The organism is Halobaculum rubrum (assembly GCF_019880225.1).
GTDB lineage: Archaea > Halobacteriota > Halobacteria > Halobacteriales > Haloferacaceae > Halobaculum > Halobaculum rubrum.
In genome coordinates this window covers 2,196,909-2,219,581 of record NZ_CP082284.1, presented here as the reverse complement: position 1 = coordinate 2,219,581, position 22,673 = coordinate 2,196,909, and the positions used below count along the sequence as shown (strand labels likewise).

Sequence of the window (22,673 nt, the reverse complement as noted above, 5' to 3'; positions counted from 1 at the left end):
GCCACGGGCGAAGGGGTCGTCCCCGTCTACTGCTCCGCGTTCAGCGCCTCCGCGAGCCGATCGACCTCCGACTCGGTGTTGAACGCGTGCACGGACGCCCGAACCGCCTCGGGATCGGGGATGTCGCGGATCACGATCCCCTCGTCGTGCAGGCGTTCGACGGTCGCTTCGGGGTCGGCCACGTCGACCGTCACGAGTCCCGAGTCGGGGTCGGCCGACGACAGCAGTCGGTCGCCGTCGAGCCGGTCGGTCAGCCGATCCGAGAGGGCGAGCACGCGCCCGTGGACGGCCTCGAGCCCGACGGACTCCATGGTCTCGACGGCCTCGCGGAGGCCGACGTGCGGCGCCAGCGACGCGGTTCCGCGCTCGAAGCGCGCGCCGCCGGGGTTCAGTTCGTACGCGTCGGCGCCGGGCGACTCGACGCTTCGATAACTGATCTGCGCGGGATGCAGATCCGCTTCGACGGCCGGGTCGACGTACAACAGTCCGGCGCCCCAGGGCCCGAGACACCACTTGTGTCCGGAGCAGGCGACGGCGTCGGCGCCCCACTCGGGCACCGACAGCGGGCGCTGGCCCGGCGACTGCACCGCGTCGACGAGGGAGAACGCGCCCGCGTCGGCGGCGATCTCACACAGCTCCCGGACTGGGAGTCGGGTGCCGTAGTTCCACGACAGCGACGAGAAACACGCCAGATCCGCGTCGGCGACGGCGTCGGCGAACTCGTCGGTGTCGATCCGGCCGTCCTCGGTCTCGACGACGCGCACCTCGACGCCGTGACGGCGCTCGAGGCGGTCGAATGGGAGCGTCCCGGCGGGATGTTCGAGGTCCGTGCGGACGACCACGTCGCCGGACTCCCAGTCGAGCGCGGCGGCGACCGCGCTGATCCCGTCGGCGGTGCTTTCGGTCAGCCCGACCGCCTCGCTCGGGGCGCCGAGGAACGCGGCGAGTCGCTCGCGGAGGCGCTCGTACTCGGCGAACGCGACCTCGTAGGGGTCCGACTCGGCGAGCACGTCCACCTTGTGGTACCGCTCCCACGCGGCCGACGCGTCGAGCACGCGGCCCGGCGAGGGGCCGGTCGCGCCCGTGTTGAAGTAGGCGACGCGGTCGCACGCGGGGATCGACTCCCGCAGCGCCTCGGGCGAGTCGGGGCGCTCGCCGTGCTTGGCGTCCGGATCCGGGTCGAACTCGGGTGCCGTCACCGAACCACCTCCGCGGCCTCGGCCATGATATCCAGCGCCATCTCCAGGTCGTCCTCCCCGGTGGCGTAGGAGATGCGCGCGTGGCCGGCGCCGTGCTCGCCGAACGCCTCGCCCGGGACGACGACGACGCCGCGTTCGATACACTCGTCGACGAACCCCTCGGGCACGCGCGGCATCGCGTAGAAGGCACCCTCCGGCGTCGGACAGTCGAGTCCGGCCTCCGCGAGGCCGTCGACGACGAGGTCGCGCCGACGTTCGTACGCCTCGCGCATCTCGTCGACGACCCCCTGCGGCCCGGAGAGGGCCGCCTCGGCGGCGTACTGCGCCGGCGCGGAGGCACACGCCTGGACGTACTGGTGGACGCGCAGCATGCGCTCGATGCGGTCGCTCGCGCCCGTGACCCAGCCGAGGCGCCAGCCGGTCATCGAGTACGCCTTCGAGGCGGCGTTGACGACGACGACGTTGTCGCGTTCGAACTCGATCGGCGAGCGGTGGTCGCCGTCGAACACGAAGTGCTCGTACACCTCGTCGGAGATGCACAACACGTCGTGCTCGCGGGCGATCCGCGCGAACTCGCGGACGTCCTCCTCCGAGGAGACGGTTCCCGTGGGGTTGCCGGGGGAGTTGACGACGAACGCGGCGGTGTCGTCGGTGATCGCCGCCTCGACCGCGGCGGGGTCGATCGTCAGGTCCTCGCGCAGCGGGACCGGCACAGGCTCGCCGCCCGCGAGCTTCGTCAGGGCGTCGTAGGCGACGAACCCCGGGTCCGGGATCAGGACCTCCTGCCCGGCGTCGACGTGCGCCTCCATCGCGAGGTGGAGCGCCTCGCTGCCGCCGGCGGTCGCGATCACGTCGCCAGGATCGACATCGATCCCCTGGTCACGGGCGTGCTTGTCGGCGATCGCCTCGCGCAGCGCCTCGATACCCTTGTTGCCGGTGTAGGCGTCGGTGTCGCCGGCCTCGATGGCGTCGATCGCAGCTTGCCGGGCGTGTTCGGGCGTCGGGAAGTCGGGCTGGCCGAGCCCGAGGTTGATGGCGTCGGCGCCGGCGGCTTCGAACACCTCGCGGATGCCGCTGATGGAGATCCGTTCGACGCGATCGGAGAAGGTCGTCATGTGAGAACGCGCGGCGGCGGCGGTGTTAGTCGTTTCCCCGTTCGCGACGGTCCGCGAACGTGGTCCGTTGAAACCGAAGTGGGGATCCATCCCCGCCAGCCGACATTTGAACCCTCCGGACGCCGATCTACCGGCGGCGACCCGCCGATCCGACCCGAGAGACCCGATCCGAGAGGTCCGATCCGACCCGGGGTTTCTCACTGGTACATCCGGAGCCGCTGTGCCTGTGAGATGTTCTCTTCCCCCTGCTCTCGGAGCTGCGCGGCGAGCTGTTCTTTCGCGCGCTGGATGCGCTCGGCCTGCTCGTCCAACCGGTCGACGTTCACGTCGACGCCCGTGATCGGCTCGACGGCGGACTCGAGAACGGCGCGGGCGGCGGCGGGGTCCGGGAACTGCGGGTCGACCTCGACGACCAGTCCGACCGCCGGGAGGTCCGTCTCCATCGCGTGCGCCAGGAGGGCGCCGGTGGGGCCCGAAACGAGCCCCGCCGAGTCCGGAGCGGCGATATCGAGCCCGTCCAGCACCGCGTCGGCGCCGGCGACCGAGAGTCCGGCCAGCGTCGGCAGCTCCTCCCCCTCGCCCTCCCGTCGGAGCCCCGCGATGTACAGCGGGGTGACCGACTCCTCGCGGAACCAGCCCTCGATACAGCCCGCGAACTCCTCGGCGGCGTCCGGGGTGACGGGGACGTCCGACTGGAGGACGAGTAGGTCCGCGTCGGCATCGGCGTACAGCCGTACCGGGGTCGTGACGGCACGGTCGCCGGCGGCGTAGGCGGCCGCCGCGGGGAGGCCGTCGCAGTGGACGGTCGCGTACAGCTCCATGTCGAGCGTCTCGACGAGGTGGTCGGCGACGATCTTCCCCACCAGCCCGACGCCCGGGAGTCCCTCCACGAGCACCGGATCGTCGAACGACCGCTCGGAGACCACGTCGATATGTCCCATACGCGTACTCGACCGCTCTCGGGCATAAACCTAGGTCGCGCCGCCGTCCGAAAGGGACAACCGCGGCGGCACGGATTCGTGCGTATGAACGATGACGGCGGCGTACTCGACCGGTACGCCTCGCTCGTCGACGACGAGGCGGCGTTCCGGGCCGCCTGCGAGCGGCCGCTTCCGTCGGTCGTGCGCGTCAACACGCTCGCGGCCGACGCCGACCGCGTCGCCCGCGCGTTCGACGAGGAGGGGACCGAATACGAGCGCGCCGGCTGGCACGACGGGCTCTTCCGGATGGCCGACCGGTCGCCGGGGACGACGTGGCCGTACGCCCACGGCTGGGTGCACGGGCAGGAGGAGGTGTCCTGTCTCCCGGCGCTCGCGCTCGACCCAGAGCCCGGCACGCGCGTGTGGGACACCTGTGCCGCGCCGGGGAGCAAGACCACGCAGGTGGCCGCACGGATGAACGACGCCGGAGTCCTCGTCGGCAACGACACCAGCCTCGGGCGGCTGTCGGCGCTGCGGCACAACGCCGAGCGACTGGGCGTGACGAACCTCGTCGTCGACCAGCAGGACGCGCGCAACTACTCGCTGAACGGGTTCGACTTCGAGGCGTTCGACGCGACGCTCGTCGACGCCCCGTGCTCCTGTGAGGGGACGATCCGCAAGAACCCCGACGCGTTCGACACGTGGACGCTGGATCACGTCCACGAGGTCGCCGGCGTCCAGAAGGGGATCCTCCGCCGCGCGGTGCAGGCGACCCGGCCCGGCGGCACGGTCGTCTACTCGACGTGCACGTTCGCGCCCGAGGAGAACGAGGCCGTGCTGGATCACGTGCTCCGCGAGGAGGACTGCCGGATCGTCGAGTGGGACTGCCCCCTGGAGTCGGTTCCGGGGGTGACAGAGTGGCACGACGAGGAGTACGACCCGAGCGTCGCGAGGTCGACGCGGATCTACCCGCACCACAACGACACGGGCGGGTTCTTCCTCGCGAAGCTTCGCGTGGGTGGCGACGGGGGCGGAGAGGCCGCCGGCGACGACGCGGACGAGGAAGCGGAGGTGGCGGCATGAGCGACACAGCCGATGGAGCGGGCGCCCCCGGCAACGACGGCGGCCAGTTCGACCGGCTGCCGGCGACGGCGGACGAGCGCGAGGTCGACGGGCGCGCGACCCGCGAGGCGGTACTCGACTGGTGGGACGAGCGCTTCGGGATCGACTCGGGGACGTTCGAGGGCCACACCTTCTGGGAGAAGGGGAAGGGGAAGATCTGGGTCTTCGCCGACGGTCTCCCCAGCCCGCAGGAGCGCGAGGGCGTCGGGATGACGGTCCTGCGCACCCGCCAGGAGCACTGGAAACCGACGACCACGGCCGTCAGGAAGTGGGGTCATCTCGCGACGAGGAACGTCATCGAGCTGTCGCCGGGCGAGGCAACCGCGTTCGCCGCCGGCCACGATCAGGACCTCCCGGAGTGGGACGGCGACTGGGGATACCTGATCGCCACGCACGAACTCGCGGGCGGTCGGGTTCCCATCGGCGTGGGGCTGTACCTCTACGACGAGCTTCGATCGGTCGTACCGAAGGGGTACCAGGAGGAGTTGCCCGACCTCGGCGAGTAGCCGGACCGATCGCTGCGCTACTACACCGTCTCCGACTGCTCGCGCACCGTCCCGCCCCCGAGCCCTTCCCACTCGACGCGGTAGCCGAGCGCCGACAGCGCCGCGCTGGCGTCGGTGAGTCCGGCGTCCGCCAGCACCGCCTCGGCGTCGGCGTACGACATCCCCGGCTCGATCCCGTCGCCGACGCGGTCCAGCACCGCGGGCCGCACGAGCGTCCCGCCGATCCGCCGGTGTTCCGGGAAGCCCACGTCGTCGAGGGCGTCCGTCGGCACCCCGTACTCGGCGGCGAGGTCGTCGACGGCGACAACGTCGGCGTCGGGGTCCAACTCGGCGGGCAGGTCGGCGGTCACCTCGTCGGCCAGTTCGGCCTCGTACTCGCGGAGCACGTCGACCACGTCCTTCACGCGGACGGTCCCGGAGTAGGTGACGACGCGGTGGTCGCGGGCGGCGATCTCCTCGCCCACGCCGAGGCTCTCGTCGACAGCGACGACCAGTTCGACGTCCTCCACGTCCGCGAGCTGGGCGAGCTTCTTTTCGACGTACTCGGGCGTCCAGAAACCCATCACCTCGAAGAACACGCGGTAGTCGGCGTGGCGGTACTCGAACGCGAAGTCGGGGATCATGACGCTCGCACCGACTTCGAGCGGCTCCGGCTCCCTAGTGAGGTCCCAGTCGAGGTCGAGCGCGCGAAACCGGGCGGCGAAGTCGGCCTCGACGCCGGAGTCGAACGCGGGCTCGGCGAGCGGCTCGACGCCGGGCACGGACACGTCGCCGTCGTCGAGTTCGAGCAGGTACTCGCGCCCGCGGTCGTCGATATCGGCCTCCAGCGTCCACTCGTCGGCGGTGCCCGCGACGGTGCGCAACAGGCGGGCGAAGGCGGTCCCGTAGCGTCGCGTCCGGCGGAACAGCGCGTCCGGACCGGTGATGACCACCTCGCGATCGGTCGGGCCGCCGCCGTGGCGCACGCGGATCTCGTACAGGAGGCCGAGCCGCTTGGCCGCCGAGACGAGCGCCTTGGGGTCCGTCGACCGAACGCGCACCTCCGTCGCGTCGAACAGGGCCGTCTGTGCCAGCGAGAGGTCGTACTGCACGAGCAGCTCGTCGGGGTCCCAGCGCGGGTCGAAGGCGGCGAGCACGCGGTTCGCGTCGCGGTCGGCGTACAGCGACGAGTCGATGTCCGCGGGGTCGACGCCGAGGCGGTCGCCCGCGCGGTCGAGGGCCGCCGGGCGCTGCTCGTCGCCCGTCACGCCGACGGTCTCCGCGGCCTCGAAGGCGACCCGGCGGGCGCGCCGCGGCGGGAGCGGCGCCCGCGTCTCGAACGTGGCCTCCCGATCGAGCAGCGCGGCGAACCCGCGGACGAGCTTGTAGTCGTCGGCCTCGCGTTCGAGCGCCGAAAGCGCCTCGTCGAGATCGGCCTTGCGCTCGCCGACGTGGCCTTGATAGACGCCGAACACGCGTGCCGCGAGGCGACGGGCCTCGGAGTCGCCGGCGACGAACCGGGGGCGGTAGCCGCCGCGGCGGCTGACGCGCAGGAGGTCCTTCGTGATCACGGAACGTCGCCGGGTGTACTGTTCCGGGCGATAAAGCGGCGGCGGTGTCGTTCCTCATTCCTCCAGTCTCGGCACCCCACCGACGGACGCCGCGATGGACAAGGCTCATACCGGATCCGCGAAACCGGGTAGACGTGAACCGCCGGCGCCTGCTCGCGACGGGCGCACGCCTCGCGGCCGCCAGCGGCCTCGCCGCGCTCGCCGGCTGTACGGAGCCGGCCGAGCCGTCGGGGCCGATGACGCCGCCGCGCTCCCCGGAGGCGACCGCCTCGGGGGGCGAAGGGCTCGTCGTCACCGACTTCACCGACGTGGAGGGCGACGAGGGCGACCTGCTCGTGCGCGTGACCGTCGAGAACCGTGGCAGCGAGCAACGGACCGGAACCGTGATCGTCACTGCCAGCGTGACCGTCGACGGCTCCGAATCCGAGGAGACGGCCTCCGAGGCGGTGACCGTCGGCTCGGGCGAGCGAACGGACGTGACCGTCCCCACGTCGCTGCCGTTCGAGTCGTTCAGCCAGTCCGGGTCGATCCGCGTCGAGATCGTCTGAATCGGCGCGTTCGTGCGCACTGTTCCGGTTTCGCTCCGTCTCCCGCTACCGTCGCCGCCGCGCCACCCGTTCCTCGGCCGTCTCGTTCGTCACGAGTTCGTACAGCGTCGCCGTCTTCGCGCCGTCGGCCCCGGGCCGGAGGATCCGCCCGAGCCGCTGGGTGAACTCCCGCTCGGAGCCGCTGCCCGAGAGGATGACGCCGACGCTCGCCTCGGGCACGTCGACGCCCTCGTCGAGCACGTTCGCCGCGACGACCCGCGAGTAGGTACCGTCCCGGAAGCGCGAGAGGATCTCGCGACGCTCCTCGGTCCCGGTCTCGGCGGTGATAGCGGGGATAAGGAACCGCTCGGAGATCCGGTACACGAGCGCGGTGTGGGCCGTGAAGACGATGACCCGCTCGCCGCGGTGGCGGTCGAGGATCCGGGACAGTTCCGCGAGCTTCGCGTCGGCGTTCATCATCACCTCGCGGGCGCGCTGCTTGGCGAGCAGCGCCTCGCGAGCCCGCGGGTCGTTCCCCGACCGCTTCACCAGTTCCTGGTAGTCGGAGCCCGAGCGGAAGGTGATCCCCACCTCGCGGACGTACTCGAGGAACGTCCCCTGCGCCTCCTCGTACCGTTCGCGCTCCGCGTCGGTCAGCTCCACCTCGACCCGGCGGACCTCGTAGTCCGCGAGGTGCTCGCCCGCGAGGTCGTCGGGGTCGAGATCGTACACGACCGGGCCGACCAGCTCCGCGACGGCCTCGTGGGCGCCGTCGGGGCGCTCGAACGTCGCCGTCAACCCGAGGCGGGCGGGCGCGGCGAACAGCCGCGCGATGTCCCGATAGCCCTCGCCGCCGAGGTGGTGGACCTCATCGAGGACGAGCAGGCCGAAGCGGTCGCCCAACTCGTCGGCGCGGAGGTACGCCGAGTCGTAGGTGGCGACGGTGAGCGCCTCGACGGTCTGCTCGCCGCCGCCGAGGCGACCAACCGGCACGTCGAACGTGGCGGACAGCTCCCGGTGCCACTGCTCCAGCAGGTCGACCGTCGGGACGACGACGAGCGCCGGCGTCCCCGTCGCCGCGATCGCCGCCAGCGCGATCACGGTCTTCCCGCTGCCGGTCGGGAGTTCGAGCACCCCGCGGCGGTCGTTCGCCTCCCAGGCGTCGAGCGCCTCGCGCTGGTACTCGCGGAGGGAGTAGGCGGAGTCGAGCGGCGGGAGTTCCGGGAGATCGAGCACGTGGTCGTCGATCTCGTGGCCGGCCTCCCGGAGCGCGTCGCGCAGCGCCGGGTAGCGGTAGGCGGCGGCTCGCCGGGTGCCGGAGCGGTCGTCGGTCTCGACGCCCGGAAGCGACTCCTCGGACGTGCCCGCGACCCCGACCGTCCCGTCCTCGTAGGTGAGCGTTACCGACGGCACGCTCGGCGGTGGGACTCCGTGCCGGATAAGTCCGCCGTCGGGGCGGCCACGCTCCGGAGGCGTTCCGTACCGGTGGCTCGCTCCGCGCGTCTCCCGGGTCACGCCTCGGCGAGCACCGCGTTGACGACGGCGCCCACGAGCAGGAGGAACGACGCGACGTACAGCAGCGTCACGACCACGACGACGCCGCCGAGAACGCCAGAGAGCGCGCTCCCGCTCGCGAGACCGACGTACAGATCGAATCCGGCGAACAGCACAGTCCAGCCGACGGCGGCGATGACGGTGCCGGGGACCGCGTCCCGGACGGTCACCGGCACGTTCGGGAGCACGTAGTACACCGGGAACAGAAGCGCGACGATGAGCACGACCTGAGCGACGACGCCGACGGCTCCGTCCATCATCCCGTCGAGTGCGGTCCGCACCTCGGCAAGCGAACGCAGTTGGTCGAGTTCCGTGGCGACCGCGAGTGCGATCGCGACCGCGGCCGCGCCGACCGTCGCAACGGCGACGACCATGGACAACACGCCGACGAGCACCAGGACGGTGTCGCGCGCGTGCCCGACCGTGTCGGTGCCGTCGTCGGTCCGGTACACCCGTCCGAACGCGCGGTCGAGCCCGCGAAACAGCCGCGATCCGCCCCACAACAGTACGAGGAGCCCCACGACCGTCGCCTGCGACCGGGCGGTCGCGGTGGTGAGACCCCGTCGGATCGCCTCCTGCCCGGCGCCCGAGAGCGTGTCCCCGAGCGCGGCGAGGACCCAGCCCGCGACCGCGTCGCCGGCGACCGTCGCCACCGCGAGCGCGATCAGCGCCGTCAGCGGCACGATCGAGACGAGGGCGTAGTAGGCGACGGCGGCCGCGAGGAAGCCGATCCACTCGTCGCGGGCGCGTTCGATGACGGCCCGGAGAATGGCCGCGGCCCCCCTCGAACGCCCGTCGCTCATGTGGACGGAGGAAGCCGGCGCTCGGGCGCCCGGACGGTGGATCGTGACATCTTCGACCGTGTGGTGTCTCGGCGCCCGAGCGGTTGGGTATCCCCCTCGTACTCGCTCCACACCCTCCGCGCGTCACGCGCCGCAAGCCACTCATGCCCCACGGACCAACCGGAAGCCATGAGCGACGACGCGGCCCACGACGGCGACGGGGACCACGAAGAGAGCGACGGCGGCGACGGGGCCGACGCCGGAATGAACGAGGCCGTCTCGCGGTTCCTCGCCGGTGCGGACGACGTGTACGGCGACTACGACCGGGGGTACGTGGACGCCGACGCGGCGCTGTCGGTGCTGTCGAGCCGGATCGACGACCTGCGGGACGCCGCCGAGTCCGCCGAGGCCGACGACGGCGCGGGCGACGAGTAGGACGGCGCGGGCGACGGCCGAACGTTCGTGTGCTACTTGCCGGTCGACAGTCTCGGCCACGCTCGGATCCGCAATCCGTATCTCCGCGCGACCGCTTCGGTGGGGTATGAGCGAAGAGGCGGACGCCGGACACGACGACTCGGAGGACGCGACCGACGCCGCCGACGCGGCGACCGCGGACGCGAGCCCGTCGACGGAACGCGGCGACGACGCGGTGACCGAGACCGCGCTGGCCGACGAGGTGGCCGCGTACGACGACGCGCTGGCGAAGGAGGTGGCGGCCCTCGAACGCGAGGCCGTCGAGTCCGGCGAGCGCGTTGAGGAGTTGGAGTCGAGCCTCCGTCGGACGAAAGCGGACTTCCAGAACTACAAGAAGCGTGCCAAGAAGCGTCAGGAACAGGAGAAGGCACGGGCGACCGAGTCGCTCGTGAGCCGCCTGACCGAGGTACGGGACAACCTCGTGCGCGCGCTCGACCAAGAGGAGGGCGCCGACATCCGTCCCGGCGTGGAGTCCACGCTGGAGACGTTCGATCGGGTCCTCGGCGAGGAGAACGTCGCCGTGATCGACCCCGAACCCGGGCAGGAGGTCGACCCCGAGCGCCACGAGGTGATGATGCGCGTCGACTCCGAGCATCCGGCGGGAACGGTCGCCGACGTGTACAAGCAGGGGTACGAGATGGCCGACAAGGTGATCGAAGCCGCGCAGGTGACCGTCAGCGACGGCGAGTGAGTGATGTGAGGCCGAACGAAGTGAGGCCTCGACGCGCGAACGGTGAGCGAAGCGAGCCGTGAGCGGATTCGAGCGAACGAGGTGAGAGCTCGACTACGAGGAGGCGTACCGTTTTGTCGCCGTGTCAAGACGTGCACGTATGAACGTCACCGTTCACGGTCCCGCGGACGGCGACCCCCTGTGGTTCGTGATGGGCTGGGGAAACACGCCCGAACAGCCCGCCGTCGGCTGGCTGCTCGACGAACTCGCGGACGCCGGGTTCCGAACCCGCGCCGTCGAGATCCCGACGAACGTGCGACGCTTCGAGGACGAGTATCTCGACCCGCTCGCCGCCGCCGTCGACGACGGACCGAGCGCGGACAGCGTGCTCTCACACAGCACCGGCGGACTGATCGCCGCCCACGCCATCGACGCCGGCGTGTTGCCCGAGCGCGCCGTCCACCTCAGCCCGTGGTGGGGGTTACACCCGAGTCAACGGGTCCTCTTTCGCGTGCTCGGACTCCTTCCGACGGGGAGGGAACTCGTCCCGGTGGAACCGGACCGAGAAACGTTGGGCGAACTCGCGGAGCCGAGCGCGCGCGACGCGATCGGCTTGGCTCCCCCGTTCGTACGGGAGATCCGACGCGCGCAGTCGTCGCTGCCGGCCGCCGGCGACGAGGCGGTCGCGTTCTGCACGTTGACCGACGGACTCGTCGGGGTCGACGCGATCGGCGACCGGCTACCGGCCGACCGAATCCGGCTGTACGACGGCGGACACGAGTGCTTCGCGTCGCCCGGACGGACGGCGATCGTCGCGGACGCCGTCGCCGCGCTTCGCGACGGGCCGGGCGCGCTCCGGTAGACACCCACCGAGCGGTCGGGGAAGAGAGCACATCGCGCCGTCCGTTCGATCTGCCGACCGCTCGTCGGCTGGATTCGCGGTTCGTGATAAGCGTTGTCACTCGTCCGACCGCGAGATAGCTCGAATCGCAAGACAGCAGCGGGTACCACGGAGACCGCGGTACGCTCTGTCTAGTAACGTTTAACGGACTCGCGGCGCTATTCGGGGCCAAGATGGCGACAAACAAGATCCTCGGAATCGACCTCGGGACCACCAACTCCGCGTTCGCGGTGATGGAGGGTGACGACCCCGAGATCATCGTGAACGGCGAAGGCGACCGAACGACGCCGTCCGTCGTCGCGTTCACCGACGACGGCGAGCGGCTCGTCGGCAAACCCGCGAAGAACCAGGCCGTCCAGAACCCGGACCGCACGATCCAGTCGATCAAGCGGCACATGGGCGAGGAGGGCCACACCGTCGAGATCGACGGCGAGGACTACACGCCCCAGCAGATCTCGGCGATGATCCTCCAGAAGATCAAGCGCGACGCCGAGGAGTACCTCGGCGACGACGTGGAGAAGGCGGTCATCACGGTGCCCGCGTACTTCAACGACAAGCAGCGCCAGGCGACGAAGGACGCCGGCGAGATCGCCGGCTTCGACGTCGAACGCATCGTCAACGAGCCGACCGCCGCCTCGATGGCGTACGGCCTCGACGACGAGTCCGACCAGACCGTCATGGTGTACGACCTCGGGGGCGGCACCTTCGACGTGTCCGTGCTCGACCTGGGCGGCGGCGTGTACGAGGTCGTCGCCACGAACGGGGACAACGACCTCGGCGGCGACGACTGGGACGAGGCGATCATCGACCACCTCGCCGAGGAGTTCCAGAACGACCACGGGATCGACCTCCGCGAGGACCGGCAGGCGCTCCAGCGACTGAAGGACGCCGCCGAGGAGGCGAAGATCGAACTCTCATCGCGCAAGCAGGCCAGCGTCAATCTCCCCTTCATCACGGCGACCGACTCCGGTCCCGTCCACCTCGAAACCGAGATCACCCGCGCGACGTTCGAGAGCATCACCTCGGACCTCATCGAGCGCACCGTCGAGCCGACCCAGCAGGCGCTCTCGGACGCCGGCTACGACGCCGACGACATCGACGAGGTGATCCTCGTGGGCGGCTCCACCCGGATGCCGCAGGTACAGGACAAAGTCGAGGAGATCCTCGGCACCGAGCCGAAGAAGAACGTCAACCCCGACGAGGCGGTCGCGCTCGGTGCGGCCATCCAGGGCGGCGTCCTCTCGGGCGACGTGGACGACCTCGTCCTGCTCGACGTGACGCCGCTGTCGCTGGGGATCGAGGTGAAGGGCGGCCTCTTCGAGCGCCTTATCGAGAAGAACACGACCATCCCGACCGAGGAGTCGAAGATCTTCACGACCGCGGCCGCGAACCAGACCTCGGTGCAGGTGCGCGTCTTCCAGGGCGAACGAGAGATCGCCGAGGAGAACGAGCTGCTCGGCGAGTTCCAGCTCACCGGCATCCCGCCGGCGCCGGCGGGCACCCCCCAGATCGAGGTGTCGTTCAACATCGACGAGAACGGCATCGTGAACGTCGAAGCCGAGGACCAGGGCTCGGGCAACGCTGAGTCGATCACCATCGAGGGCGGCGCCGGCCTCTCCGACGAGCAGATCGAGCAGATGCAGGAGGAGGCCGAGCAGCACGCCGAGGAGGACGAGGAACGTCGCCGCCGGATCGAGGCCCGCAACGAGGCCGAGAGCGCGGTCCAGCGCGCGGAGACGCTCCTCGAGGAGAACGAGGAGGAGATCGACGACGACCTCGAGTCCGACATCCGCGAGGAGATCGAGGACTTGGAGGAGGTGCTCGCCGACGAGGACGCCGAGACCGAGACGATCGAGGACGCCACCGAGTCGCTCTCGGAGGCGCTCCAGGAGATCGGCAAGCAGATGTACCAGCAGCAGGCCCAGGCCGGCCCCGGCGGCGCGGGCGGCCCCGAAGGCGCCGCGGGCGCCGGTCCCGGCGGTATGGGCGGCATGGGCGGTATGGGCGGTCAGGGTCCCGACGCGGGCGCGGCCGCCGACGGCGACGACGAGGAGTACGTCGACGCCGACTTCGAGGACGTGGACGACGAGGAGGACGCGTAAGCGTCCGAGGAGTCGTCCGAGGCTCGAAGGGCGAGCGGAGCGAGTTCTTCGTATTTTCAGAACGCGAGCGGAACGAGGGTTCTGAAGTGGACGAGGACGAAACCGAGGAGTAGTCGGTTCGTCCACTCACGAGACCGAGATCGATCAGTCCTCCCGCGAGCCACGCGATTGAAATAGCACGAGCGACCAACCACGAACAACCAATGAGCGAGAACTTTTACGACGTGCTCGGGGTCTCGCGGGACGCCTCCGAGGAGGAGATCAAGCAGGCGTACCGCCAGAAGGCAACCGAGTATCACCCGGACGTCAGCGACGAACCCGACGCCGAGGAGAAGTTCAAGCAGGTCAAGAAGGCCAAGGAGGTCCTCACCGACGAGGAGAAACGCCAGGCGTACGACCAGATGGGCCACGAGCAGTTCGAGCAGGCCGAGAAGCGCGGCGGGTTCGAGGGCGGCGGTCCCGGCGGCGCGGGCGGCGGGATGGGCGGCGGTCCCTTCGGCGGCGGCATGGGCGGCGGGATGGGCGGCGGCGGTGGAATGGGCGGCCTCGGCGACATCTTCGAGGAGTTCTTCGGCGGCGGGGGCGGCGGCCGCGGCGGCCCGCGGCCCGGGAAGGACCTTCGGACGAACCTAGAGATCGACCTGCAGGAGGCCCACGACGGCGTCACGAAGCAGTTCTCGGTCGCACGACCCAGCCGCTGTGAGGAGTGCGGCGGGAGCGGTCATCCGGAGGACGCCGACGTGCAGACGTGCCCGCAGTGCGACGGCCGCGGACAGGTGCGGCAGGTCCAACAGACGCCGCTAGGGCGCGTCCAGCAGACCGGGACGTGTCCGCGGTGTGAGGGCGAGGGGGAGCTGTACTCCGAGGACTGTGCGGTGTGTGACGGCTCGGGCGTCACGCGCGAGGAGGCCAGTCTCTCCGTCGACGTGCCCGCGGGGATCCAGGACGGGCAGACGCTCCGAATGGACGGCGAGGGCGCGCCCGGCGAGCCCGGCGCCCGCGACGGCGACCTGCTCATCGAGGTGCACGTCGAGGGCGACGACCGCTTCGAGCGCGACGGCGCCGACCTCCACCTCACCGAGCCAGTCTCGTTCCCGCAGGCGGTGTTCGGCGACACGATCCAACTGGAGACGCTCGACGGGAGCGTCGAGTTCGAGGTGCCCGCGGGCACCCAAAGCGGCGAGACGTTCCGCCTGAAGGGGAAGGGGATGCCCCGACTGCGGCGGCGCGGGAACGGCGACCTCTACGTGCAGGTGCAGGTCGTCACGCCCGAGGACCTCACGACCGAGCAGCGAGAGGCGCTCAAGACGTTCGCGGAGGAGGGCGGCGAGAAGATCGACGTGAGCGAGGGGTTCTTCGAGAAGATCAAGAACTCGCTGTAGACGGGGCCGCGGGTTCGGCCCCGGGTTCAGGACAACTGTGCCGCCAGGTCCGCCTCGGTGATGATCCCGATGGCGTCGCCGCCGTCGGTGACGACGACCGCCTTGTAGTGCTCCAGTAGGTTCCGTATCTCGTCGACGGTCGCGTCCGGGCTCACCGGCGGGAACGACTCCGACATCACCTCGCTGACCGGGAGCTCCGCGGCGTCCTCGCCCGCCTGGTTCACGTCCGAAAAGGAGATGGAGCCGACGGGGGTGCCGTTCTGGATCACCGGAAGCTGGGAGTACGCCTCCTCCTCCATCAGGTCGACGGCCTCGCGAACCGAGTCGTCGGGCGCGATGCTGATCACCGACTCGTGCATGATGTCGCGAGCGCGGACCACGTCGCCCTCGACCTCGTCGAGCGCCTCGACGATGCGCCGGAGCGTCGACAGGCGCGGGTCCACGTCGCCGCCCTCGATACGGGCGATCAGCGGCTGCGACACGTCCGCGCGCTCGGCGAGCGCGCTCTGGGTGAGATCAAGCGACGTCCGCCGCTCGCGCAGGTCCTGCGGCGTCGGGAGTTCCATGTACCCGAATTACCCAAGGTAATTAAAAATCGTTCGGTCGTACCGGGTGGTTACCGACCGTCGCGGCTCACTCGTCCTCGTCGTCGGCTTCCGTCTCGACCACGTCCAGCACGTCCAGCGGCACGTCGCGGAGGGCGCCGCCGATCTCGCTTTTCGCGATCCGAGTGGCGTGCTCCTCGCTGTCGGCGTTGAACACGTCGATCTCCAGCATCAGCCCGACGAGGGCCGTCGAGGCGGCGATGAACGCCGAGTCGAACGGCTCCCCACAGGCGGGACACGGCGTCGCGCCGACTTCCACGTCGACGAACTCCTTGTTCGCCTCGTTCAGCCGACGGCCGGCTTCACTGACGGCGACGCCGATCGCGTCGTCGATCGCCTCCACGTCCCGTACCAACCAGGCCGCCTCGAGCGCGACGAGATAGTTGCTCATACACCTACTCGCCGACCTGTGGACAATAACCCGTTGATTCCGGGGCCGGGCATTCGATGGCTCCGGCGAGGTAACCTCTCCCCACGGATGCGGTCCGATCCGGTCCGACATCGGTGCGGGCAGAACCCGATCATCTCGGTGAGACAAAACACACATATAATCAGATTCAAAGAATAGATTTCGAATATTGTTTTGTTCTACAGCCATACAACAGTGAGTACACTATGTATTCACTAGAACGAGTTAATACCAACAACTCTGTCGTATCGGTGTACTCAGCCAATGTGCTTGAAAGCGCTGACCACGGCTCTGACACTGTATCGCGGCACCTCACTCACCGTCGATCAGGCGGCCACACAGAGCGGCATCTCGCCGGCGGAACTGGAGTCGGCACTCGGGGCACAGGTGGCCCCGGGAGCCGACACCCGGTCGGGGTCGCGGACCGAGTCCCTGCGGAACTGATCGATCCTCGTCGTCGCCCCGTTCCTCGCCACTCCGCTGTCCATCACGGCACGCTCCATCACACGCCGCCGGTCCGGTCGGATGGGAACCCGCACGACACCCGCGGGTTTCTCGTAACGTATGCGAATCCGGTGTGTCGGTCCTCCGAACGTCTCGGTTCTCACGGAGCTGATTCGGCTCCGACGGCGGATCGGGGTGCGATCGACAAAACCGCACTACTGCGGAGGGGTAGGCTGTCACCCGCGCCACGAAAGAGTTATTACTGGAAGACGGTCCTGGGCTGTCAACGGTCATGACGCACGCCGCACACGCTGTCCGAACTGTCGGACTCAACGCGCTCCATCACCTCACCGTCCTCGCGGGGATCCTCGCGTTCCCCGTCGTACTCCTCGGCCGCCGGGCCGGGGTGACACTCCCGTTCGGTCAGGTCGTCGCCCGCATCCACGACGCCTACGACGCCGCCGCGGAGTCGGCAGGCGACGCTGGTACCGCCGACGAGGGCCACGATACCCAGCGATAGCGTGGCCGTCGGGCGAGTTCCTGAAAGAGTGCATTTATCAGCGGCGGAGCCCTATCGAATGTCAATGCGACCATCTAGTGACCTCGCGGACCTCGACGCCATCGGCGGCGACGAAACCGTGTTCGGGCCGGAACTCGGGGAGTTCCCCAACGCCGACGAGCGTCGTGCCCAGTCGACCGGCGAAGGCGAGATGAAGACCGGAACGACGACCGTCGGCCTGCGAACCGAGGACGGCGTCGTGCTGGCGACGGACATGCGCGCCTCGCTGGGTCGCATGGTCTCCTCGAAGGACGTCCAGAAGGTCGAGCAGATCCACCCGACGGGCGCGCTCACCATCGCGGGGTCGGTCTCCGCGGCGCAGAACCTCATCCAGACGCTGAAAGCCGAGACGAACCTCTACGAGACTCGCCGCGGCAAGGACATGAGCATGCAGGCGCTGTCGACGCTCACCGGAAACCTCCTCCGCTCTGGCGCGTTCTTCATCGTCCAGCCCATCCTCGGCGGCGTCGACGACGAGGGCGCACACATCTACTCCATCGACGCGGCCGGCGGCATGACCGAGGAGGAGTACACGGTCACCGGCTCCGGCTCGCAGTTCGCGCTGGGCGTGCTCGAGCAGGAATACGACGAGGACCTGTCCATCGACGACGCGAAGCGCGTCGCCGCCCGCGCGGTCAAGTCCGCGCTGGAGCGCGACACCGCCACCGGCAACGGCATCAACATGTGCGTCGTGACCGACGAGGGCGTCGAGGTCACGAAGCACAAGGACGTCGACGAACTCACCGCCTGAGACCACGGCCGTTCTCGCGGTCCCCGGCACCCGAAGCTTCGGGGCGCCGACGTTTTTTATCCCCGACAGCGAACGCGCCGTCGACGGCCTCCGGCGCGCGGATCACGGCGACCGAGGCGGTACCGGGGCGCGGCTCACACCTGTTCACCGCCGGCGACAGCCACCACCGACCGCGAGGCGGTCCCCCCGTCCGCCGTGGCGACCCTGACTCGCGGGGTGACGCGGTCGAGCAGGGACTGCCCGCCCGAAGCGCTATTCGTCGACCCAGTCGGCGAGCGTCCCGTCGACCAGCGTCTCGCGCTGTCGTTCGACGTACGTTCGCTGCATCGCGGGGATCGCGTCGGCGAGGTCTGCGCCGTCGTCGAGACGCGCGCGGACGCGACGGCGCTTCCACGCCGCGGGTGTCACTCCCGCCTCGGCCCGCCAGCGCAGCGGTGCGAGATACGACTCGGCCGCGGATTCCGAGAGGCCGACGTCCTCCAAGCCGGCCTCGGCGTGCGACAGCAGGTCGTCGAAGATCGTGTCGGCGTCGCTCGTCTCGACGCCGTCGGTCGTGATCCACGAGAGATCCGCCTCGATCCCGTCGCGAACGGCCGCATAGAAGTTGTCGCGGGCGAGTTCCCAGTCGAGGTCGTACACGGGATGGCGCCGCCGGGGGAGGCTCTCCAGCAGGCCCGCGAACGCCGCGAGGAAGGCGACGGAGTCGCTCACGGTCGGCTGAGCCGGGATCGGTCGGAACTCGATACGCGCGTTCGCGGCCGAGCGGGTGGCGCCGTCGAACACCGGGCGCACCCACCGCCAGAAGGTGCCGTGTTTGCGACGCAGCGTCGCGAACGCGTCGTCGAAGCGGTTGCCTTCCGCGACCGGCATCGGAACGATCGTCGGGTCGGCGGCGACGCGGTCGACCGCCTCCTCGACGGTGGCGAGGTCCTCGGGGAACGTCACCTTCTCGGCTCCCTCCTCGTTGAGGACCGACTCGAAGACCGCGACGCGGTTCTCGTGCCAGCCGTCCGCGAGGACGTCCGCCGCGGTCGCGTCGTCGGCGTACAGGTCCGGCGGGAAGAACGGGGCGTTGACCCCGAGCGCGAGCAGCGGTCCCGCGATCCGGAGCGCGAGGGTGTGGATCCGGGGGATGTCCTCGGCGCGTGCGACCTGGTAGTGCGGCTGGATCGACGTGATGAGGCTCTCGGGCAGCACCGTGTCCGCCGTCAACTCGACGTGCGGGGCGTCGATCGAGAACGACTCCGACCCGGGACCGTTGGCCATCGCGTGATAGCGCACGGCGTCGCTCATGTTGGTCGCGACGCGGACGCCGTCGTCCTCGACGGAGTCGGTGAGGTACTCGCGGGCGGTCTCGCCGACCGGCGGGACCGTCCACATCGCGTCCGAGACGAGGCGCATCCCCTCGGCGCCGGTCGTCTCCTCGGCCGCCTCGAGCCGGGCGCGAACCTCGGCCGCTTGCGCGCGCACGCCGGCGGCGTTGAGCGGCTGCGGGCTCGTCGTCATCTCGGCGTTGTGCAGCCCCAGCTCCTTCTCGAAGCCGATGAGCTCCAGCAGACGGCGGGGAACCCTGCTGAGATGTGGGGCGTTCACGTCGGCCGCGACCTGCCCCGCCCCGTCGACGTCCTCCTCGCCCCCTTCCCGCCACCGCCCCTCCGAGACGGCGTAGAACTCGTACTCCAGGCCGATGATCGACTGGTGGTTGTCGAACGTTCCGTCGCGAAGCTCCGCCTTCACGGTCTCCGCGTCCGCCTCCGCCCGCTGCCGGAACTCCTCTGGGTCAGTCTCCAACACGCTTCGGACCCGATCGGCGAGCCCCCCGTCGGCGTCAGTCATAGTCGCCGATGCATTCGCGGCGTCCTTCAAGCCGTCGGGGTCGGCTGCCACGATATCACGGTCGGGACCCGGGATGGATACCCTACTGCTCGGATGTCGGCGTATCGCTGTCGCAAGGCGGCAGTCACGTTCGCCCGTGAGCGCGAGTCGTCGGAGTTATTCTCGCCGCCCGACTCCGGCCGGGCATGGAGTTCGCCACGTTCGCCGAGCGCGCGGAGTCGATGGCCGCCGAGCCCGGCGACCTCGCGACCGTCGCGCTCGTCGCCGACGCGCTGTCGGCCGCCGCCGGCGGCACAGCGACCGGAGCCGACGCGACCGTCGAGGGCGACACGGCGCCCGGAAGCGACGACGTATCCGACGGCGACAGGGTCACCGAGGGCGACGACCTCGCGATCGTCGCACGGTTCCTCCGCGGGGCAGTGTTTCCGGGGTGGGACGGCCGGACGCTCTCGGTGGGCCCGTCGCTGTGTCACGCGGCGCTGGCGCGTGCCGCCGGCGCGAACGTCACCGCCGACGACATCGAGCAGCGACTCGCGGAGACCGGCGAGATCGGCGCGGTCGCGGCCGACCTCGATCTGGGAGGACAGACCGGACTCGCCGCGTTCGCGGGGGGCGACGCGGACGACGCCGGCGGCGGCGACCTGACGGTCAGCGAGGTGTACGAGGAACTCGTCGCCGTCGCGGAGGCGACCGGCGACGGCAGCGAGTCGTTCCGCGAGGACACGCTGTTCGGGCTGTTCACGCGAGCAACCCCGGTCGAGGCGACGTACCTCGCGCGGCTCGTGCTCGGGGAGATGCGGATCGGCGTCGGCTCGGGCACGCTTCGGGACGCCACCGCCGAGGCGTTCCTCGGCGCGTCGGTGACGACGCCGACGGAGGAGCGCGGGGAGGACGACCGCACCGACGAGTTGGTCGCGCTGGTCGAGCGCGCGCTGCAGGTGACGAACGACCACGGCCGGGTCGCCGAACTCGCCCGCGACGAGGGCGAGCGGGGACTCCGGGAGGTGTCGCTGTCGGTCGGCCGGCCGGTCCGGTCGATGCTCGCGCAGACTGGGACCGTCGCGGACGCGCTGGCGGCGTGGGAGGAGGTCGCCGTCGAGACGAAGTACGACGGCGCGCGGGTACAGATCCACTACGAGACGGGAGACGACGCGGATGGGAGCGACGCGGACGACCCCGGGGTCGACACCACCGAGGCCGGCGCCGACGGCCCGATATCGATCTACTCGCGCAACATGGAGGACGTGACGGCCGCGCTCCCGGAGCTGGTCGAGCACGTCCGCGAGCACGCCACGCCGCCGGCGATCCTCGACGGCGAGGCGGTCGCGGTCGACGACGACGGCGAGCCGCTTCCGTTTCAGGAGATCCTCCGGCGCTTCCGCCGCAAGCACGACGTCGACCGAATGCGCGAGGAGGTGCGCGTCGAGCTTCGGGCGTTCGACTGCCTGCACGCCGGCGGCGACGACCTGCTCGACGCGCCGTGTTCCGAGCGCCACGACCGGCTCCGCGAGGTGCTCGACGACGGCGTCTCCGAACTGCTCGTCTCCGACGACGCCGCGGAGATCGAGGCGTTCGAATCCGAGGCGCTGGCGGCCGGTCACGAGGGCGTGATGCTCAAGCGCCCGGAGTCGACGTACGATCCCGGGAACCGCGGGAAGGAGTGGCTCAAGCGCAAGCCCGACGTGGAGACGCTCGACCTCGTGGTCACCGGCGCCGAGTGGGGGGAGGGCCGCCGCGCGGAGCTGTTCGGGACGTTCGAGGTGAGTGTCCGTACGGGTGGCGACGCCGGCAGCGTCGACAACGGCGGGAGCAGCGGCGCCGGGAGCGACGGTGACAGGGATGACGGCGACGCCGGGTACGCCACCGTCGGCAAGGTCGCGACCGGCATCACCGACGAGGAGCTGGCGGACCTCACCGACCTGTTGGAGCCGCACGTGCGCGCCGAGTCCGGACAGACCGTGACGTTCGCCCCCGAGGTGGTCTTCGAGGTCGGCTACGAGGAGATCCAGGCGTCGCCGACGTACGACTCCGGGTACGCGCTACGGTTCCCGCGATTTCTCGCGGTGCGTGAGGACAAGTCGCCGGCCGATGCCGACTCCCTGACGCGGGTCCGCCGGCTCGTCGGCGACGAGTGACAAGACACTAGCGGAGGGCGCTCGTGGGGCCGATATGAACCCACGCCGGACCGTCGCGGCGTACCCGCTGCAGGCGCTGCTGGGCGTCGCGACCGCCGCCGCGCTCGTCGCCACCGCCGTCGTCGCCGCCGGCGGAGGTTCGCTGTCGCTCACGCTCCGGTTCGCCGCGCTCTCGACCGTGCTGTTCGCCTTCGCCGTCGGCTTCTCGGCCGGCCCGCTCGCCGAACGATACCTATAGACGGCGCCCGCCACGATCGACCACATGACCGTTCGACACGACGACCTGCGGGTCACGTGGTACGGCTACGCCACCGCGCGTATCGAGAGCGAGGACGGCACCGTCGCGTACACCGATCCCGGACGGTACGGTGTGCTCACCGGCGAGTGGACCCCGCCGGGCGGCGGCAACCCGAAGGAGGCCGCGCACCCGCGCGCCACCGACCGCCGGCCGATGGACGCCGACCTCGTCGTCGTCACCCACGACCACCACTACGACTCCGCGGGGATCGAGCGCGTCGCCGCGGACGACGCCACCGTCGTCGTGTACGAGGGCGTCGACGCCACGAACATCGACCGGGACGTGAAGCCCGTCGACGAACTGCCGTTCGAGGTCGTCCGGGTCGGCGAGGCGGACCACGTCGCCGTCGACGGCGTCGGCGACGTGTGGTCGATGCCGGCGTACAACGAGGCGGACGGCCCGCACGCGAACGACGACGGCTCCGTGCCGCACCCGAAGGGCCTCGGCGTCGGCTACCGGTTCACCGTCGGGAGCGAGGGGACCTCGGTGTTCTGGCCCGGCGACTCGGACGCGCTCGCGGCGTTCGCCGAACTCGACGTGTCGCTGCTGCTCGCGAACGTCTCCGGGTCCGTCTGCATGAGCGGTCCCGAGGCGGCCGCCCTCGCCGAACGCATGGACCCGGATCTGGTCGTCCCGATCCACTACAACACGCAGGCGTTCCTCGAGGCCGACTCCGCGGCGTTCGCGAGCGACGTGGCGAAGCGGGCGATCCCGGTCGCGCTCGACGAGTCGGCTGAGTAGCCCCACACACCCGCGAGCGAGCGGCGTCCGTGTCGGCCCCTGAACGCGCCATGAAGCCACCCCGTAGCGACACTGCACGCAAGCTACTTGC

Annotated in this window: 23 protein-coding genes; 14 read left to right on the top strand and 9 right to left on the bottom strand. The window is 70.4% G+C overall.

All coding sequences use genetic code 11. The annotated features are described in order from the left end of the window. Positions 1–26 precede the first annotated feature (26 nt). The 3 genes from K6T25_RS11470 to K6T25_RS11460 all read right to left on the bottom strand — a co-directional run bounded on the left by K6T25_RS11470 (position 27) and on the right by K6T25_RS11460 (position 3,255). Positions 27–1,199 (bottom strand): aminotransferase class V-fold PLP-dependent enzyme, encoded by a 1,173-nt coding sequence (locus K6T25_RS11470; RefSeq protein ID WP_425600867.1) that lies wholly within the window; start codon positions 1,197–1,199, stop codon positions 27–29. After that, a complete protein-coding gene (locus K6T25_RS11465; RefSeq protein ID WP_222914210.1) occupies positions 1,196–2,314 on the bottom strand; it encodes a pyridoxal phosphate-dependent aminotransferase in 1,119 nt (372 codons plus the stop codon). Before K6T25_RS11465 ends, K6T25_RS11470 begins: the two co-directional genes overlap by 4 nt. A gap of 197 nt (positions 2,315–2,511) precedes the next feature. Continuing rightward, complete coding sequence (locus K6T25_RS11460; RefSeq protein WP_222914208.1) at positions 2,512–3,255, bottom strand: proteasome assembly chaperone family protein; 744 nt, start codon at positions 3,253–3,255, stop codon at positions 2,512–2,514. An 84-nt stretch (positions 3,256–3,339) separates the two neighbouring features. Between K6T25_RS11460 and K6T25_RS11455 the strand changes: the two genes are divergently transcribed. Then, positions 3,340–4,317, top strand: coding sequence for an RsmB/NOP family class I SAM-dependent RNA methyltransferase (locus tag K6T25_RS11455; RefSeq protein ID WP_222914206.1), 978 nt, complete (start codon positions 3,340–3,342; stop codon positions 4,315–4,317). After that, positions 4,314–4,862, top strand: coding sequence for a DUF7122 family protein (locus K6T25_RS11450; RefSeq protein WP_222914204.1), 549 nt, complete (start codon positions 4,314–4,316; stop codon positions 4,860–4,862). Before K6T25_RS11455 ends, K6T25_RS11450 begins: the two co-directional genes overlap by 4 nt. A 20-nt stretch (positions 4,863–4,882) precedes the next feature. Here K6T25_RS11450 and K6T25_RS11445 read toward each other — a convergent pair whose 3' ends face one another. Next, the gene (locus K6T25_RS11445; RefSeq protein WP_222914203.1) at positions 4,883–6,412 is read right to left on the bottom strand and encodes a DUF790 family protein; all 1,530 of its coding nucleotides are present in this window, start codon (positions 6,410–6,412) and stop codon (positions 4,883–4,885) included. Between the two features lie 134 nt (positions 6,413–6,546). On the opposite strand from K6T25_RS11445, the gene K6T25_RS11440 reads away from it, so the two are divergent. After that, the gene (locus K6T25_RS11440; RefSeq protein ID WP_222914201.1) at positions 6,547–6,960 is read left to right on the top strand and encodes a hypothetical protein; all 414 of its coding nucleotides are present in this window, start codon (positions 6,547–6,549) and stop codon (positions 6,958–6,960) included. 45 nt (positions 6,961–7,005) lie between these two features. Here the strand turns inward: K6T25_RS11440 and K6T25_RS11435 are convergent, their stop codons facing one another. Further along, the gene (locus K6T25_RS11435; protein WP_222914199.1) at positions 7,006–8,352 is read right to left on the bottom strand and encodes a DEAD/DEAH box helicase; all 1,347 of its coding nucleotides are present in this window, start codon (positions 8,350–8,352) and stop codon (positions 7,006–7,008) included. A 98-nt stretch (positions 8,353–8,450) separates the two neighbouring features. Continuing rightward, the gene (locus K6T25_RS11430; RefSeq protein ID WP_222914198.1) at positions 8,451–9,296 is read right to left on the bottom strand and encodes a YihY/virulence factor BrkB family protein; all 846 of its coding nucleotides are present in this window, start codon (positions 9,294–9,296) and stop codon (positions 8,451–8,453) included. Positions 9,297–9,464: 168 nt separating this feature from the next. Between K6T25_RS11430 and K6T25_RS11425 the strand changes: the two genes are divergently transcribed. The 5 genes from K6T25_RS11425 to dnaJ all read left to right on the top strand — a co-directional run bounded on the left by K6T25_RS11425 (position 9,465) and on the right by dnaJ (position 14,804). Beyond that, positions 9,465–9,710, top strand: coding sequence for a hypothetical protein (locus tag K6T25_RS11425; protein WP_222918096.1), 246 nt, complete (start codon positions 9,465–9,467; stop codon positions 9,708–9,710). Positions 9,711–9,816: 106 nt separating this feature from the next. Continuing rightward, entirely contained in the window at positions 9,817–10,440 is a 624-nt protein-coding gene (locus K6T25_RS11420) for a nucleotide exchange factor GrpE (RefSeq protein ID WP_222914196.1), read from the top strand. Between the two features lie 139 nt (positions 10,441–10,579). After that, entirely contained in the window at positions 10,580–11,281 is a 702-nt protein-coding gene (locus tag K6T25_RS11415) for an alpha/beta hydrolase (RefSeq protein ID WP_222914194.1), read from the top strand. 212 nt (positions 11,282–11,493) lie between these two features. Next, positions 11,494–13,422, top strand: a complete 1,929-nt coding sequence (gene dnaK, locus K6T25_RS11410) for a molecular chaperone DnaK (protein ID WP_222914192.1) — start codon at positions 11,494–11,496, stop codon at positions 13,420–13,422. Between the two features lie 203 nt (positions 13,423–13,625). Next, entirely contained in the window at positions 13,626–14,804 is a 1,179-nt protein-coding gene (gene dnaJ / locus K6T25_RS11405; RefSeq protein WP_222914191.1) for a molecular chaperone DnaJ, read from the top strand. Positions 14,805–14,830: 26 nt separating this feature from the next. Here the strand turns inward: dnaJ and K6T25_RS11400 are convergent, their stop codons facing one another. After that, positions 14,831–15,370, bottom strand: a complete 540-nt coding sequence (locus K6T25_RS11400) for a CBS domain-containing protein (protein ID WP_222914189.1) — start codon at positions 15,368–15,370, stop codon at positions 14,831–14,833. Positions 15,371–15,437: 67 nt separating this feature from the next. Then, positions 15,438–15,800, bottom strand: coding sequence for a DUF555 domain-containing protein (locus tag K6T25_RS11395; protein WP_222914187.1), 363 nt, complete (start codon positions 15,798–15,800; stop codon positions 15,438–15,440). 282 nt (positions 15,801–16,082) lie between these two features. Between K6T25_RS11395 and K6T25_RS15885 the strand changes: the two genes are divergently transcribed. The 3 genes from K6T25_RS15885 to psmB all read left to right on the top strand — a co-directional run bounded on the left by K6T25_RS15885 (position 16,083) and on the right by psmB (position 17,572). Further along, positions 16,083–16,262 carry a DUF7317 family protein gene (locus K6T25_RS15885; RefSeq protein WP_486606332.1) on the top strand — a complete coding sequence of 60 codons (180 nt, stop codon included), beginning with the start codon at positions 16,083–16,085 and terminating at the stop codon, positions 16,260–16,262. A 292-nt stretch (positions 16,263–16,554) separates the two neighbouring features. Continuing rightward, positions 16,555–16,782, top strand: coding sequence for a hypothetical protein (locus tag K6T25_RS11390; RefSeq protein ID WP_222914185.1), 228 nt, complete (start codon positions 16,555–16,557; stop codon positions 16,780–16,782). Positions 16,783–16,846: 64 nt separating this feature from the next. Next, on the top strand, positions 16,847–17,572 hold the full coding sequence (gene psmB / locus K6T25_RS11385) for an archaeal proteasome endopeptidase complex subunit beta (protein ID WP_222914183.1): 726 nt from the start codon (positions 16,847–16,849) through the stop codon (positions 17,570–17,572). 252 nt (positions 17,573–17,824) lie between these two features. On the opposite strand, the gene K6T25_RS11380 is transcribed toward psmB, so the two are convergent. After that, positions 17,825–19,408 carry a glutamate-cysteine ligase family protein gene (locus K6T25_RS11380; RefSeq protein WP_222914181.1) on the bottom strand — a complete coding sequence of 528 codons (1,584 nt, stop codon included), beginning with the start codon at positions 19,406–19,408 and terminating at the stop codon, positions 17,825–17,827. 185 nt (positions 19,409–19,593) lie between these two features. Here K6T25_RS11380 and K6T25_RS11375 point away from each other — a divergent pair, with 185 nt between their 5' ends. The 3 genes from K6T25_RS11375 to K6T25_RS11365 are packed head-to-tail and all read left to right on the top strand — an operon-like array spanning position 19,594 to position 22,582. Further along, positions 19,594–21,543, top strand: a complete 1,950-nt coding sequence (locus K6T25_RS11375) for an ATP-dependent DNA ligase (protein ID WP_222914179.1) — start codon at positions 19,594–19,596, stop codon at positions 21,541–21,543. A 34-nt stretch (positions 21,544–21,577) separates the two neighbouring features. After that, positions 21,578–21,781, top strand: coding sequence for a hypothetical protein (locus K6T25_RS11370; protein ID WP_222914177.1), 204 nt, complete (start codon positions 21,578–21,580; stop codon positions 21,779–21,781). A 24-nt stretch (positions 21,782–21,805) separates the two neighbouring features. Further along, positions 21,806–22,582, top strand: coding sequence for an MBL fold metallo-hydrolase (locus tag K6T25_RS11365; protein WP_222914175.1), 777 nt, complete (start codon positions 21,806–21,808; stop codon positions 22,580–22,582). Positions 22,583–22,673 lie beyond the last annotated feature (91 nt).